The sequence below is a fragment of the Youxingia wuxianensis genome, assembly GCF_014385085.1.
GTDB lineage: Bacteria > Bacillota > Clostridia > Oscillospirales > Ruminococcaceae > Youxingia > Youxingia wuxianensis.
On sequence record NZ_JACRTD010000001.1, the window covers coordinates 212,655 to 227,812 of the forward strand.

12 protein-coding genes are annotated in these 15,158 nt (G+C 47.1%); 11 read left to right on the plus strand and 1 reads right to left on the minus strand.

Features of this window, described 5'->3' with window-relative positions:
• Position 1 precedes the first annotated feature (1 nt).
• The 10 genes from H8705_RS01050 to H8705_RS01095 all read left to right on the plus strand — a co-directional run bounded on the left by H8705_RS01050 (position 2) and on the right by H8705_RS01095 (position 12,261).
• On the plus strand, positions 2-3,469 hold the full coding sequence (locus tag H8705_RS01050; RefSeq protein ID WP_262394025.1) for a DNA polymerase III subunit alpha: 3,468 nt from the start codon (positions 2-4) through the stop codon (positions 3,467-3,469).
• 193 nt (positions 3,470-3,662) lie between these two features.
• Positions 3,663-4,652, plus strand: coding sequence for a 6-phosphofructokinase (pfkA, locus tag H8705_RS01055; RefSeq protein ID WP_262394026.1), 990 nt, complete (start codon positions 3,663-3,665; stop codon positions 4,650-4,652).
• A gap of 132 nt (positions 4,653-4,784) precedes the next feature.
• Complete coding sequence (gene ispD, locus H8705_RS01060; protein ID WP_262394027.1) at positions 4,785-5,513, plus strand: 2-C-methyl-D-erythritol 4-phosphate cytidylyltransferase; 729 nt, start codon at positions 4,785-4,787, stop codon at positions 5,511-5,513.
• A 2-nt stretch (positions 5,514-5,515) separates the two neighbouring features.
• A complete protein-coding gene (gene ispF, locus H8705_RS01065) occupies positions 5,516-5,992 on the plus strand; it encodes a 2-C-methyl-D-erythritol 2,4-cyclodiphosphate synthase (RefSeq protein ID WP_262394236.1) in 477 nt (158 codons plus the stop codon).
• A gap of 221 nt (positions 5,993-6,213) precedes the next feature.
• Positions 6,214-6,435, plus strand: coding sequence for a putative Se/S carrier-like protein (locus H8705_RS01070; RefSeq protein ID WP_262394028.1), 222 nt, complete (start codon positions 6,214-6,216; stop codon positions 6,433-6,435).
• A gap of 6 nt (positions 6,436-6,441) precedes the next feature.
• On the plus strand, positions 6,442-7,599 hold the full coding sequence (locus H8705_RS01075) for an aminotransferase class V-fold PLP-dependent enzyme (protein ID WP_262394029.1): 1,158 nt from the start codon (positions 6,442-6,444) through the stop codon (positions 7,597-7,599).
• Between the two features lie 94 nt (positions 7,600-7,693).
• Positions 7,694-8,563: a diadenylate cyclase CdaA gene (cdaA, locus tag H8705_RS01080; protein ID WP_262394030.1), complete on the plus strand. Its 870-nt coding sequence runs from the start codon at positions 7,694-7,696 to the stop codon at positions 8,561-8,563.
• A complete protein-coding gene (locus tag H8705_RS01085) occupies positions 8,560-9,816 on the plus strand; it encodes a CdaR family protein (RefSeq protein WP_262394031.1) in 1,257 nt (418 codons plus the stop codon). Before cdaA ends, H8705_RS01085 begins: the two co-directional genes overlap by 4 nt.
• 58 nt (positions 9,817-9,874) lie before the next feature.
• On the plus strand, positions 9,875-11,467 hold the full coding sequence (locus tag H8705_RS01090; protein WP_262394032.1) for an NAD(P)/FAD-dependent oxidoreductase: 1,593 nt from the start codon (positions 9,875-9,877) through the stop codon (positions 11,465-11,467).
• A 92-nt stretch (positions 11,468-11,559) separates the two neighbouring features.
• On the plus strand, positions 11,560-12,261 hold the full coding sequence (locus tag H8705_RS01095; RefSeq protein WP_262394033.1) for a hypothetical protein: 702 nt from the start codon (positions 11,560-11,562) through the stop codon (positions 12,259-12,261).
• Between the two features lie 43 nt (positions 12,262-12,304).
• On the opposite strand, the gene H8705_RS01100 is transcribed toward H8705_RS01095, so the two are convergent.
• Positions 12,305-13,456: a sialidase family protein gene (locus H8705_RS01100; RefSeq protein WP_262394034.1), complete on the minus strand. Its 1,152-nt coding sequence runs from the start codon at positions 13,454-13,456 to the stop codon at positions 12,305-12,307.
• Between the two features lie 322 nt (positions 13,457-13,778).
• Here H8705_RS01100 and allB point away from each other — a divergent pair, with 322 nt between their 5' ends.
• Entirely contained in the window at positions 13,779-15,146 is a 1,368-nt protein-coding gene (gene allB / locus H8705_RS01105; RefSeq protein ID WP_262394035.1) for an allantoinase AllB, read from the plus strand.
• The last annotated feature ends 12 nt before the right edge of the window (positions 15,147-15,158 follow it).

Genomic DNA, 15,158 nt, shown 5'->3' on the forward strand with positions numbered 1-15,158 from the left:
TATGGAAGGATTTACTCATTTACATGTACATACCGAATACAGCCTTTTAGACGGCGCCTGCCGTTTGGAAAGGCTTATTGACCGAGTAAAAGAACTGGGGCAGAGCGCTGTGGCCATCACCGATCATGGGGTGATGTATGGGGTGGTCGATTTTTACAAGTACGCTTTGAAACAGGGAATAAAGCCGATCATCGGATGCGAAGTATATGTAGCGCCCCGTACCCGGTTTGATAAACAGCATAAAATTGACACTTCCCCTTATCATCTGGTGCTGCTGTGCAAAAACAATACCGGATATCAAAACCTGATTAAAATGGTTTCCGCAGGGTTTGTGGAGGGCTTTTACAATAAACCAAGAATTGACCGGGCACTTCTGGAGAGCCATCATGAAGGACTGATTTGTCTTTCCGCCTGCCTGGCGGGGGAAATTCCCCGGAATTTGGCTGCCGGCGATTATGAAAAAGCGAAAGAAACCGCTCTTTACTACCGGGACCTTTTCGGAGAGGAAAATTATTATATAGAAATTCAGGATCATGGCATTGCTCTGCAGCGGCAGATATTGCCCGATCTTCTGCGACTTTCCAAGGAAACTGGAATTGGGCTGGTGGCCACCAACGACGCCCATTATATTGAAAAAGCGGATTCTCAGATGCAGAAGGTGCTTATCTGTATTCAAACCAACAATACCTTGGACGAGCCGGGGGATTTGGAATTTGAAACGGAAGAATTTTATATCAAATCCTACGAGGAAATGAAAGAGTTATTCGGTAAATATCCAGGAGCGCTGACTAATACGCAAAAGATTGCCGAAATGTGCAACGTCACCTTTGAGTTTGGAAAAACGAAGCTTCCGCTGTTTGTGACTCCTGATGGAGAGGACAATACGGCCTATTTTAAGCGGCTGTGTGAAGAAGGGTTCCGGCGAAATTATGGGGAGAACCCTCCAAAGGCTTACCGGGAAAGGCTCGACTATGAGATGGATATTATCACAAAAATGGGGTATGTGGATTATTACCTTATTGTGTTTGATTTTATCAATTATGCGAAGAGTCAGGGAATTCCTGTTGGACCGGGACGGGGTTCCGGCGCAGGAAGTATTGCCGCTTATTGTATCGGGATTACGGGTATTGACCCTATGCGCTATCATCTGCTGTTTGAACGGTTTCTTAATCCGGAACGTATCAGTATGCCGGATTTTGATATTGATTTTTGCTATGAGCGGCGCCAGGAGGTTATCGATTATGTTGTGTCTAAATATGGCTCCGACCATGTAGCGCAGATCATTACTTTTGGTACCATGGCGGCCAGAGGCGCCATCCGGGATGTGGGACGGGTAATGGGCGTACCCTATCAGCAGGTGGATACCATCGCCAAGCTGGTGCCCATGGAGCTGCATATGACCTTGGATAAAGCTTTAAAAGTATCCTCTGAACTGAGGGGATACTATGAAAGCTCCCCTCAAATCAAACAGCTCTTGGACATGGCGCGCAAAATTGAAGGGATGCCGCGGCATGCCTCCACCCATGCCGCGGGGGTAGTGATTACCCGGGATACAGTGGACAGTTACGTTCCATTGCAAAAGTCAGACGAGGCGATTGTTACTCAGTTTACGATGACTACCCTAGAAGAGCTGGGACTTCTGAAAATGGACTTTTTGGGACTGCGTACCTTGACGGTAATCAGTTACGCAGAAAAGATGATAAAAAGGCGTCAGCCGGATTTTGATATTAATTCCATTTCCTTGGAAGATTTGGATACCTTAGAGATGCTGACTCGGGGTCAATGTGTGGGAGTGTTTCAGTTCGAGTCCGCTGGTATGCGTTCGGTGATCGCTCAGTTAAAACCTACCTCATTGGAGGATTTAATCGCGGTAATCTCTTTGTACCGGCCGGGGCCGATGGATTCCATCCCCACCTATATCCGTAACCGCCATAATCCGCAGCTGGTCACCTACAAGCATGAGCTGTTAAAACCGGTCTTGGACGTCACTTACGGCTGTATTGTGTATCAGGAACAGGTGATGCAGATCTGTCGGGAAATGGCGGGATATTCTTACGGACGGGCGGACTTGGTGCGCCGGGCCATGTCCAAGAAAAAGCATGACGTTATGGAAAAGGAACGGACCACCTTTATTGAAGGCTCGGTAAAAAACGGGGTCTCTCGAGAGATTGCCAATCAGATTTTTGATGAGATGAGCTCCTTTGCTTCCTATGCTTTTAATAAATCCCATGCGGCGGCATACGCTCTGGTCGCCTATCAGACCGCCTATTTAAAATGTCATTACTCCAAAGAATTTATGGCGGCGCTGTTAACCAGTGTTCTGGACTCCACGGATAAGGTGATCGAATATATTGGGGAATGCAACCGGATTGGAATTAAGGTTTTGCCGCCGGATGTAAACGTAAGTTACGATGGATTTACTGTAAGCGGAGAAAATATTCGTTTTGGGCTTTTAGCTGTAAAAAATATTGGACGCGGTTTTATCCGCGAGCTGATCAAAGAACGTAATGAAAATGGAGAGTTTAAAACCTTTACCGATTTTTGTCAACGGATGTACGGAAAGGACATGAACAAGCGAGCAGTAGAAAGCTTGATTAAATCCGGCGCTTTGGATTGTCTGTGTAAAAACCGCCGCCAGATGCTTTCCGGGTATGAAGCGGTGCTGGATGATATCGACGCCACCAACAAGCGCAATATTGCTGGACAGACTAATTTATTTGATAATCCGCAGGTCTCTGGGCATACCGAATATGAACTGCCTCAGACGCCGGAATTTGAACCGGCGCAGTTGCTGGCAATGGAAAAAGAGACTACCGGATTGTATATCAGCGGTCATCCCATGGCAAGATATGGAGAGTTGATAAAACGTTACCGCTGTACTTTGATTGCTGATATTGTTTCCGCCGAGGAGCGGGGAAGCAATATATCGGACGGCAGTTTTGTGTCTGTGGCGGCAATTATCACTTCTAAGAAGCTGAAATCTACTCGGGGCGGAGAAATGATGGCGTTTTCCATACTGGAGGATACCAGCGCTTCCATTGAAATGCTGGTGTTTCCCAAGGTGCTTTCTTCCTTTTCTTCCCAGTTGGCGGAGGGTACGGTAGTTGTGGTAAAGGGCCGGGTCTCCATGCGCGAGGAGGAAGAGGCAAAAATTATCTGCGAATCGATAAGTTCTCCGGAGGATTATGAGCGGGCAATGAAAACACCGACCCCTTCGCAGACGGCTGAAAAGAAAAAAAGTACCAATGCAGGGCTGTATCTGCGCATAGAAAGCAGTGAAGCGCCGGTGTTTAAAAAGGTACTTAATCTGCTGTCTATTTTTGAAGGGCAGGAAGCGGTTTATTTTTACTTTGAGGATACGGGAAAATATAACGTAGCTTCCGCTGCCTATTGGGTGGACTACAACGAAGTTTTACAGAAAGAATTAAAAAATCTTCTTGGCGATAAGAACGTAGTGCGAAAACCCTAAAAAATCGACAAGACGATACTAGGCAAGGAACGGATAATAGACATTATTACCAAAAATATTGGCAAAGCCTTGAACAACCCGACAAAATGCGGTATAATAATGCAGTTAAGTTGCGACATTTCATTAATGTGTTAAAAAAATAACGAAGAAATGCAGGCAAAGTGGGAAGCCTGAAATGGAGGGCTATTTTACAATGGAAAAAATGCAGAAGACAATCGGGATTCTGACCAGCGGCGGCGATGCTCCGGGGATGAACGCTGCTGTACGTTCGGTAGTTAGGACCGCTCTGTATAAAGGGATGCGTGTAATTGGCATTCGGCGCGGTTACAGCGGCCTTCTTGCGAGGGATATGGTGGAAATGAACCTGCGCAGTGTCTGTGATACGCTTCATAGAGGCGGTACGGTGCTTTATTCCGCACGCTGCCCTGAATTTCGGGATGACGCTGGGGTAGAGCGGGGAAAAGAAGTTTGCGTAGAAATTGGTATTGACGGTTTAGTAGTCATCGGCGGAGACGGTTCTTTCCGGGGCGCACGCGATCTTTCTATAAAGGGGATTCCCTGTATCGGTATCCCGGGAACCATTGATAATGATATTGCTTGTTCCGATTATACTATCGGATTTGATACGGCGGTAAATACGGTAATGGATATGGTGGATAAGCTTCGCGACACCTCCCAATCCCATGACAGGTGCACCATCGTAGAGGTAATGGGCCGTCGTTGCGGCGATATCGCCTTACATTCGGGAATCGCCTGTGGAGCGGTGGCGATATTGGTGCCGGAAGTTCCGTTCTCTATTGATGCGATTGTGGAAAAAATGCAGCGAACCTTGAGTACAGGGAAAAAGCATTTTATCATCATAGTGGCGGAAGGCGTTGTAAATGTAAACGGTATTGGAAGCGTTCAGGATATTGCCAATGAAATTCAGGCAAGGACTGGCGTAGAAGCCCGGTCTACTATTTTAGGGCATGTTCAGCGGGGTGGCGCGCCGACTGCCCGCGAAAGGGTCTTGGCCAGTGAAATGGGGCATTATGCGGTAGAACTTTTAGAACAGGGAATCGGCAACCGCGTAATTGCAAGCAAAGACAATAAGATTGTAGACTATGATATTTTAGAAGCTTTGAATATGAAGCGTGAATTTAATAAACGGCTGTACCAAATTGCTGATGAGATCAGTATCTAATCTCAAATTTAGAAGCCTTCCGAAAAATTCGGAAGGCTTTTTTAACTGCCATAATTTTCCCTTTCTCGGTTGTAGGGAGGAGAATTTGATGTTATACTAGTATCATTGAGCAAACAGGGGAGGCGCTGAGATATGTGGAAAAAAAATCAGGTAGAATTTGAAAAACCTTACGTTTCAGCGATAATTCCGGCGGCGGGATCGGCTTCCCGTATGCAGGGAATCGATAAATTATTTGAGGAAATTTTGGATATCCCTGTGATCATCTATACCCTATCTGCATTTCAGCAGAGCGATTGGATAGATGAGATTGTATTGGTTGTCCGGCAGGGCGATATTGCGGATATGATGGCGTTGATTAAGGAGTTTGAGCTCACCAAAGTAAAATCTGTTTTGTGCGGTGGTTCTTCCCGTCAGCAATCCGTACTGGCTGGATTGGAAGCGGTAAGCGCCCAGGCGGAGTATATTGCCGTCCATGATGGTGACCGGCCGCTGGTGACCCAGCAGATAATCGCCGACTGCGTTATCGATGCGGTGCGCTATCAGGCGTGCGCGGCGGCGGTGCCGGTGATCAATACGATAAAAATAGCGGACGAAGATGGTCTGGTGGAATGCACTCCGGACAGAAGTAAACTTTATATGGTACAGACTCCCCAGGTGTTCCAGGCTCAGCTCTATCGCGATGCGGCGGCAGCCGCCAAGGACGCGGGGGAAGATTATACTGACGACTGCCAGATGATTGAAAAGCTAGGCGGCAGAATCCATCTTTCCAAAGGTGATTACGAAAATATAAAACTAACTACCCCGGTAGATCTTCTGACAGTACAGGCGATCTTTCTAATGAGAGAGGAAGAGCAAGGATGAATCTGCGTATAGGACATGGATATGACGCTCATCGGCTGGTGGAAAACAGACCGCTGATTCTGGGCGGGGTAAAAATTCAATATGACAGGGGACTTTTGGGTCATTCGGATGCGGACGTGCTTACCCATGCGGTGATGGACAGTATTTTGGGAGCGCTGGCATTAGAAGATATCGGCGCTCATTTTCCAGACAGCGATCCACAGTATAAAAATGCGAACAGCATAGTTTTGTTGGAAAAGGTATACGGTCTGATGGAAGCAGCAGGATACCAGTTGGGAAACCTGGACGCTACTTTGATAGCGCAGGAGCCGAAACTCAAGCCGTATCTTATCCAGATGAAAGAAAACCTTGCCGGGGCCTGCCATACTCGGCCGGAAAATGTCAGTATAAAGGCCACGACAGAAGAAAAGATGGGATTTACCGGGAGCGGGGAAGGAATTGCCGCTCATTGTGTATGCCTGTTGATAAAAAGTGAATAATTGGGGCGCAACGGCGATTAAAAGCATATGATGATACAGTAACACTTATAAGTGTTACTGTATTTTTTTACAGCCGCGCTTGGAAAAGAAAAATGTAAGGCGCCGGCGGTAAATCGGCAAGGTCTGGGCATACGCTGGATTGGCGGTAATTTTTCGTCGGGTGCATCTGTTTTGTATGGTCACAGCATTTATAAAGAAATTATGTTAGGGGACAATAGAAGATGGCAAATAAACCTGTATTGATAGTGCGCTCGATTACAAATGCGATGCGTGGGCAAAAGCTTTTGGAAAATCAGGGAGTAACCGCTTATATCGTACGAAATTCTGATGTAAGCGGGAGATATGGATGCGGATTTGGAATTAAAATAGATGCTCCGGTGGATAGAGCGGTAGATATTCTAGCGGATGAAGGAATTAGGGTAGTGGAAGTCATAGGGGGATGAGATAGTATGATCTATTTTGACAACGGAGCCACCACTTATCCAAAACCGGCGTGTGTAAGGGCTGCAGTCATGAGCTATTTTTCCCAATATGGGGCTAATCCGGGAAGAGGCGGGCATGATATGTCCCTGGCGACCGCCCGGCAGTTATATGAGACCCGCACAAAAGCGGCGAAGCTCTTTGGCGCGAAAGAACCGGAACATGTGGTGTTTACAATGAATTGTACCCATGCGCTGAATGCGGCGATCAAAGGAATTTTACAATTTGGGGATCATGTGATCATCTCAGATTTAGAACACAACGCTGTTTTGCGTCCGGTTCACGGGATGGCCGCGCAAGGGGCAATCACTTATACTGTAGTGAAGGCGGACCTTCACAGCGAAGAAAATACGGTTGCCGCTTTTCGTAATGCGATCCGTCCAAACACGAAATTGATCGCGGTTACTCACGGCTCCAATGTATTTGGGATAAAAATGCCCATAGAAAAACTGGCGGCAATGAGCAGACTGTATGGGGTATATTTCTTGGTAGACGCCGCCCAGACAGCAGGCTGTGAACCGATCCATATGCAGAACATGGGGATTGATTTTCTGGCCGTCGCCGGTCACAAAGGGTTATATGGACCTACGGGCACCGGGCTGCTGATTACCCCCCATGGCGAAAAGCTAAACACCCTGATGGAAGGCGGAACCGGAAGCATGTCAATGGAGCCTTTTCAGCCGGATTTTATGCCTGATCGGCTGGAAGCAGGGACAGTCAACACTATGGGAATAATTGGATTGGGAGCGGGTCTTGGTTTTGTACTGGGAATGGGAGTGGAAAATATTGCCAGACAGGAAATGAAAGTGACTTCAGCGGTTTATCAAAATCTAAGCAAAATTGAAGAGGTCATCCTGTATACCCCGAAACCTCAGTATGGAAAAAGTCTTCCGGTAATCAGCTTTAATGTGGAAGGGTATACCTCAGAGGAAACGACTGCTTTACTCAATGAAAAAGGGTTTGCTTTACGGGGAGGGCTGCATTGCGCTCCATTAGCCCATAAAAAAATGGGGACGGAGAAAATAGGGACGGCAAGAGTAAGCATCGGGGCATTTAATAACTGTGAACAAGCGGTAGAATTGGCAAACGCGGTAAAATCTTTCATCGCCAATAAAAAAAAAGATTGAATTAATATAGTTCTGTGTTAAAATATAAGAAGGGAATTATGCGGCTGAAACCTGTTTCAGCCGCTGACTCCGCAAATGAAGGGGAATAGTAGGTATGTTCACAGATCTGAAATACGGAATTGATGTCTTTCGTACGATCACGCCCAATGATATATTGGACATTGTGATTGTGGCGTTTTTGATTTATCAATGTATAAAATTGGTGCGCGAGACCCGCGCGGCCCAGCTGGTAAAGGGAATATTAGCGCTGCTTTTGGTGAATATTTTTGCTACGGAATTGGAACTGAAAACTTTGGGCTTTTTGATGGAGAATATTTTACAGATAGGCCTTTTCGCTTTGGTAGTTGTGTTCCAGCCGGAACTTCGGCGAGCGCTGGAGCAGGTAGGGCGTACCCGGATTACGGATTTAAATGTATTTTCTTCCGGACTGAGCGAACAGCAGACCCGGGACCGCTGGATGCATACGATCAATGCCATTGTAGACGGGTGTTCCTCCCTTTCCCGTCAAAAGATAGGCGCGCTGATTGTAGTTGAACAAAAAACAAAACTAGGCGATATTATAAAAACCGGTACAATTATTGACAGTGATGCCAGCGCTGAGCTGATAGGAAACATATTTTTTCCAAATTCCCCGTTACATGATGGAGCGATGATTATCCGTGATGGAAGATTATATGCGGCAGGCTGCTTCCTTCCTTTGTCGGATAATTCGCAGATCAGCCGTGAGCTTGGTACCCGCCATCGGGCGGCGCTGGGAATGAGTGAATTGAGCGATGCGGTAGTGATTGTGGTTTCTGAGGAAACTGGTACGATTACCCTATGCCGCAACGGCAAGCTGGATAGGGGATTTACCGCTGAAAGTCTGACAAAGGTGCTTATCGGCGCCTTGATTCCGGATTCTACCGATCCTTCCGAGAAAAAATCAGAACGTAAAGTTCGAAGGAAGGGGAAAAAGAAAGCATGAAAATCAGTTTTGGAAAACTCTTTGATGATAAACGTTTTTTAATTATTTTTTCTATTGTACTGGCTGTTTTGTCCTGGTTTATTGTGGTTATCGCTATTAAGCCGGAGACTACTACGGATATTTCCGATGTTCCTATCGACTTGAGCAGTCAGTCGTCGATTTTGGAACCCTTAAGCCTGAGTATTGTAGAAGGCGCTGCCACTAAAGTAAGCGTAGCGGTAAAAGGGGAGCGGTATATTGTAGGCGGTGTGACCGGCTCGGATATTGAAATTGTCGCAGATCTTTCTGGGATTACCAGCGCGGGAACCTATAATGAAGTAAAGCTCACCGGCATGGATAAGTATGGAAAAGGATTTGAAGTGGTAAGCATCAACCCTCCTACCATGAAAATTCGCGTGGATCGTTTGCTGACGAAAAAATTTGTCATCAACACGGATGTAGAAGGACTTTTAACTCCAGAAGAATATATTCGTTCAGAAACGGTTACTAATCCAAAAGAAGTAACGATTACCGGACCGGAAGGCGATGTGAATAAGATCGACCGGTGTGCGGTTTCAGCTACCTTCGATCAGCCGCTGACAAAAAGCACCACAGTAAACAGCCCAATCGTTCTGTATGACAGCGAGGGGCATGAGCTGTCCACGGAGCTGCTGGTTATGGATTCAGAAACGGCGGATATCACTATACCCGTATTAAAGCAAAAAGAGGTGCCCATTACCATTGATTTCTTAAATGTGCCCTCCACCTTCCCAATCGAGGAATTGGAATATACTCTGGAACCGTCGGTGATTGAAATCGCAGGGCCGGAAAGCGCTATAGACGCTTTCGATAAGTTGGAAGTGGGGTATGTGGATTTAAACGAGGTGGGAAAAGAGGGAGATGTATTCATCTTTGACGTCAGCCTGCCCAGTGAATTTAGAAATCTCGAAAATCTCAAAAAAGTAATTGCGGAGTTTGACCTTTCCGACATGGAAGAAAAGTATTTTAACGTTACAACCATAAAGCCTGTCAAAATTCCGGCAAACTTTGAGGTTACAGTAAAAACTTCCCAGATTAATGGGGTGAAAATGATAGGGCCTGCAGATATCATGCAAAACCTGTCCGCCAGCGATCTGGTAGCAGAGATCGATTTTTCCAGTTGGGAGCTTACTCCAGGGCCATATAGCCCGCCGGTAAGTATTTATGCTCCGGGCAAGGGTCTTGTATGGGCGAATGGAGAATACACGGCGGTAGTGACCATTCAGGAAAAATAACCCTAACATGATAACTAAGAGGGCATCAATGGGATGTCCTCTTTTTTTGGAGGAACGTATGGCGATCATAGTAAATTCTGTCAAAACATCCCTTTCGGAAGAGAGTTCTGCCGCAATAGAGAAAGCGGTGCGTCAGGCCGGGTTGACAATGGGACAGGTAACAGACAGCTGTATAGTGAAAACATCTCTGGATGCCAGAAAGCGCACAGATATTCATTTTGTCCATTCGGTAGCGCTGATGGTGGCAGGGGAGGAAGAGGCCGTTGTCAGGGCGGCCAAAGATAAAAATGTGGTTGTCCGTCGGGAGGAGCCGCTGAGAGTAACTCCTGGCAGCCGGCCGCTGGAAAAGCGTCCGGTGATCGTGGGATTCGGTCCTGGAGGGATGTTTGCGGGACTGCTTTTAGCAAGATATGGTTATCGGCCGATTATTTTGGAACGGGGCGGGGAGGTAGAGGAACGAATCCAAGCCGTGCAGCGATTTTGGGATACCGGTCGGCTGGATGAAACCACCAACGTCCAGTTTGGAGAAGGCGGAGCGGGCACTTTTTCCGATGGAAAACTGACCACTCGCATCGGCGATCCAAAATGCTCCTGGGTACTCCGGGAACTAGTGAATTTCGGGGCGCCAAAAGAAATTTTACAAAAGGCCAAACCGCATATTGGCACTGATAAACTGCGGGGAATTGTAAAAAAAATACGCCAGGAGATCATTCGCCTTGGCGGGGAAGTCTTTTTTCATACGCCGCTGATGGATATTTCTGTACATCATGGAAAGATAGACTCTCTGCTTACTCCTATGGGAAACCTGCCGGCGCAGGTTGTCATACTGGCTACTGGGCACAGCGCCAGAGATACGTTTGGTATGTTTCATACCAGAGGTTTGGAAATGCAGGCGAAGCCGTTTTCTGTGGGAGTCCGGATTGAACATCTGCAAAAGGATATTGACCGGGGGCTATATGGAGAATTTGCCGGACATAAAGCCCTTCCGGTAGGAGAATATCAGCTTTCCCATCGAATAAATGATCGGGGAGTATACACCTTTTGCATGTGCCCTGGAGGAGTGGTAGTGCCGGCGGCCTCCCAGACTGGGATGACGGTTACCAATGGGATGAGTTACTTTTCCCGCGAGGGAGAAAACGCAAATAGCGCTCTTGTCGTCGGGGTAACGCCTGAGGATTTTGGAACGGATCCCTTGGATGGAATACGATTTCAGCAGGACTTGGAGCGGGCGGCTTTTCAGGCGGGCGGCACAGGATATCAGGCGCCCGCACAGGATGCAGGGAGCTTTTTGCGGGGAAAAGGCGGTTTTTCCCTAGGCACGGTAAAACCGACCTATGCGCTGGGAGTGCAAGGGTGTGATTTTACGGAAATTTTTCCTGATTATGTAACTGAAATGCTAAAAATTGGCCTGACAGTATTTGAGCGCAAACTGCCAGGGTTTGCGGCGGCAGATGCGGTGCTGACGGGTGTGGAAACCCGGACATCCTCTCCGGTACGGATAGTACGGGGAGAAAATTTCCAGTCTTCCGCGGTACAGGGGATATACCCTTGTGCGGAGGGGGCAGGCTATGCCGGCGGTATTATGAGCGCGGCAGTAGATGGTTTGCGGGTGGCTCTGTCGATTATAGAAGAGTATGGGCCTATGGAATAAAAAAGAAACCCGGCATATGCCGGGTTTCTTTTGCACCTGTGCTTCCCGGCACGAGTATAATAGGGTAGAACCTTATTGATTGGAGGGCTACCATGAAGATCGGCGTAGCATTTTCCGGCTGCGGCGACAGTGCTTTAGGTGCTTGGGCGTTTGCAGATGAACTGGAAAAGTATTCTTTAAAGATAGATTTATTATCGGTGACATCCCTGTCCGCCATATCCTCACTGCTTTGGAGCTATGGCCAGGAAGAGGGACAAATTCGAAAATATATGGCCGGGCTGATGAAAAGCCCCTCATGGGAGGAGCTGGATTTTACGCTTGCTCCAAAAGAAAAAGGATATCGTTGTCCATTGGCAGTGAACAGTGTGGATGTGCTAACAGGGGTGTCGGTGGTTTATTGCGACCAGCTACATTCAGACGCTTGGAAGTTAAAGACATATCCCCTCGCAGGAAGGGAAAGGCAGGCGCTTCTTTCCACCTTAAGTCCTTATAAGGGGCTGGAGCCACTGTGTTTAGACGACATGCTTCTGTGCGATTTTTCGGTACAGTATGGATGTCCTTGCTTTCCGCTGAAAATGGCCGGAGTGGAAAAAATTTTGTCTGTTTCCTTTTGCGGCGGATACCAGCCGGTACAGGTGGCCGCGGACAGTCTCTCTCTGCTGACAGGAAAAAATTCCGATCTGCATTATTCACTTCCGGCGCCCAAAAGAAAACGGATTGCCAGAATAGAAGAAGCAAACCGACAATTTGTAAGGGAGCATATTTCAGAAATTTATGAAAAATTGTTGTTTTGAAAAAACAGCCGTGTAAGCTTAAACGCTTACACGGCTGTTGCATCTATACCCCAGTGGCCTTATTAATCACGTGCCGTAGAAAAGAATTGGAATGGGAGAGATGGCCTTCCAAGATTTCCTGCTCTGTCACCTTCGCCAGCAAAATCTCCCGCTGGGTTACCCGTTGCCAGTCGTAGGTAATATAAACAAAGCCGTCGTCGCCTTCTTTGGCGTCAGGATAGGCGGCGTCGTTGCGTGGGTCCAACAGCAAAGTGCCTTTCCAGGTTTGGCCCTCGTCCTCGCTGATCATAGCGGTCAGGTTGGTGCGTCCTCTCCAGGATTTTACCGGACCCTGCCGTTTAATATCCTCTAAGTCGATTCGCTCTTTAAACTGGTAATGATTTACCATCAAAAGCCGCCCGGAACGCAGCCGCCGGATAAAGAACCGGGAACAGGGCCCGTCAATATGGCATTTTTTTCCCGGACTCCAGGTACGTCCGCCATCGGAAGAAAAGCTTTCTCCGATCCCATCAAAACTTCTCACCAGCATCCAGATGACGCCGTCGTTTTTCTCATACAGCATATGTTCGTCAAAGCTGCGATTGGGAATATCCGCATGTCCCAAAAGTGAGAAGGTTTCCCCCTGGTCTTTGGAGATATAAACATTGGAAAAAAACTCGTTTTGCAAACCGTGGTCTTCTGTGGCTTTCTCACAGGACCAGATTGCACAGGGGAACAGCCAATCTCCATTGGAAAGGACCGTAGGCTTATTAATCATAATACCGTTCGCTAGACGCCTGGGCAAAGAGAAAGACAGCTCGTTGACATCCGCGTCAGGATTTTCACATATCGATCCCCAAACTCCAATACGGCCGTCGTTAAATCCCCGGCTTTGGTTCCACAGCAGCCACAACCGTCCCAGAGGATCAATCCATAAATTGGGATCATAAAGGCGAATTTCCGCGCTGGGGTGGGAGACGACAATACATCCGTCTTCAAAGGATTTTCCACCGTTATCACTGATAATGGCTTTGACATAATTCCCAGGAACCTCCGGCTGATCGCCGCCGTAAAAATCAACAAAAACCCGGCCTCCCTTGGTCACTTCTACAGAAGGGGCCGCCTGCCATTTCCGAACAGAATCAGAAAACAGGGGGGATTCCGGATTTATGAATATGGTCGCCGGACACATTGCCGGATCGTTATTATACATCATAAAAAATGCTCCTTTTCAAAAGAAGCCTTCAGACAATGATAATAGTTGTAAGCGATTTTATTGTATCTGAAAAAAAGTCGGTTGTCAATTTATAAAAATAATTGTGATAAAATACCTAAAACTACCTTCTCATATTTTATTTTTTAGACGAAAAGTGGACTGAGCAAGTTGACTTTGCGAAAAAAGGGGAATATACTGAAGTCAACCTACTCATCCATGATGAGGTAAATTTAATGAAGCCTGAAGAAAGTTATCCTTTGGTTGTAAGCAATACCACGTGGAAGGAATAAGTTTTATGGCGGGAGAAGGAGTACTATAAGTTATGTTGGATCTGGTTATTCGTAATGGTTTTGTCGTATTGGAAGATGGAGTATTCCTGGGTTCTGTGGGAGTAAAAGATGGAAAGATTTCACTGTTGGGACAGGAAGAGGATGGCTTATGGGAAACGAAAAAAGCGATCGACGCCCAGGGAAAATATGTATTTCCGGGATTTATTGATCCCCATGTACATATGTGGGATCCGGGAAAAGCAATCCGTGACGATTGGTTTCATGCTACACAGGCAGCGGCGGCTGGCGGGATTACCACTGTTATTGAACATCCATTGAGCATCCCTCCGGTGAAAAATGGACCTGCTTTTGATTTAAAACTGAAAACCGCCAGTGAAAAGGCATGCGTAGATTTTGCCTTGTGGGGAGCATTGGTTCCAGGCAACTTAGATCAATTGGAAGAGCTTCATGCAAAAGGAGCGGTAGCGTTTAAAGGGTTTATTTCTTACTGCAACGAGGATTACCCTCATATACCGGATTCCCTCCTCTATGAAGCTCTGAAGATCTCCAAAGAAAAAGGCTATCTTCTGGCGGTACACGCGGAAAATGCGGAAATGGCCGCTACCGGGGAAGAGAAGATGAAAGCCATGGGCAGAAGGGACCCTCTGGCCCATATGGAAAGCCGGGATGAGATCGTGGAACTGGAAGCGATCAACCGGGTAATCTTTTTTACAGAACAGACCGGCGGGCACATGCATATTGTACATATGTCCATCGCTAAGGGCGGGGAACTGATCCGCAAAGCAAAACAAAGAGGGGTACATATTACGGCGGAAACCTGCCCCCATTTTATCGCCGCAGACTGCAGCCTGTTGGAAGAAAGGGCCGGTTTTGCAAAATGCACACCGCCTTTGCGCAGGAAAGAAAATACGGAAAAATTATGGGAGTACGTGGAAGATGGTACCATCGATATGATTACTTCCGACCACACAGATTACCTGTATGAAGAAAAATTAGCGGCGAAGGACGATATCTGGAACTGTGAAAATGGTATGACCGGCGTGGCCACCTTAGCGCCAATGGTCTTGGATGAATGTATGAATAAACGAGGATTTCCTGCCCAGAAGGTAGCCCAGCTGCTTTCCACCAATGCTGCGAAGCTGTTTGGTCTGTTCCCCCGAAAAGGAATCATCCGCCCAGGTGCGGATGCGGATTTTACCCTGGTGGATCTTGAGAAGGAATGGGTAGTGGATGGAAAGAAACTGTATTATAAGCAGGGCTGGAGTCCTTATGACGGGTGGAAAATCAAAGGAGCAATAGATAAAACCATTATCCGGGGTACAGTAGTGTTTGAGGACGGCGTGGTAAAATCTGATAAGGGGTTTGGACAGTATATCAATCCTCGTAAGATAGAAAAATAAGTGAGGACAAGC

Excerpts from the sequence above, each read along its gene's own strand:
- H8705_RS01100 (WP_262394034.1), bottom strand. The coding sequence starts at position 13,456 with ATGATGTATAATAACGATCCGGCAATGTGTCCGGCGACCATATTCATA.
- H8705_RS01095 (WP_262394033.1), top strand. The coding sequence starts at position 11,560 with ATGAAGATCGGCGTAGCATTTTCCGGCTGCGGCGACAGTGCTTTAGGT.
- allB (WP_262394035.1), top strand. The coding sequence starts at position 13,779 with ATGTTGGATCTGGTTATTCGTAATGGTTTTGTCGTATTGGAAGATGGA.
- H8705_RS01050 (WP_262394025.1), top strand. The coding sequence starts at position 2 with ATGGAAGGATTTACTCATTTACATGTACATACCGAATACAGCCTTTTA.
- ispD (WP_262394027.1), top strand. The coding sequence starts at position 4,785 with ATGTGGAAAAAAAATCAGGTAGAATTTGAAAAACCTTACGTTTCAGCG.
- cdaA (WP_262394030.1), top strand. The coding sequence starts at position 7,694 with ATGTTCACAGATCTGAAATACGGAATTGATGTCTTTCGTACGATCACG.
- H8705_RS01075 (WP_262394029.1), top strand. The coding sequence starts at position 6,442 with ATGATCTATTTTGACAACGGAGCCACCACTTATCCAAAACCGGCGTGT.
- H8705_RS01070 (WP_262394028.1), top strand. The coding sequence starts at position 6,214 with ATGGCAAATAAACCTGTATTGATAGTGCGCTCGATTACAAATGCGATG.
- H8705_RS01085 (WP_262394031.1), top strand. The coding sequence starts at position 8,560 with ATGAAAATCAGTTTTGGAAAACTCTTTGATGATAAACGTTTTTTAATT.
- H8705_RS01090 (WP_262394032.1), top strand. The coding sequence starts at position 9,875 with ATGGCGATCATAGTAAATTCTGTCAAAACATCCCTTTCGGAAGAGAGT.
- pfkA (WP_262394026.1), top strand. The coding sequence starts at position 3,663 with ATGGAAAAAATGCAGAAGACAATCGGGATTCTGACCAGCGGCGGCGAT.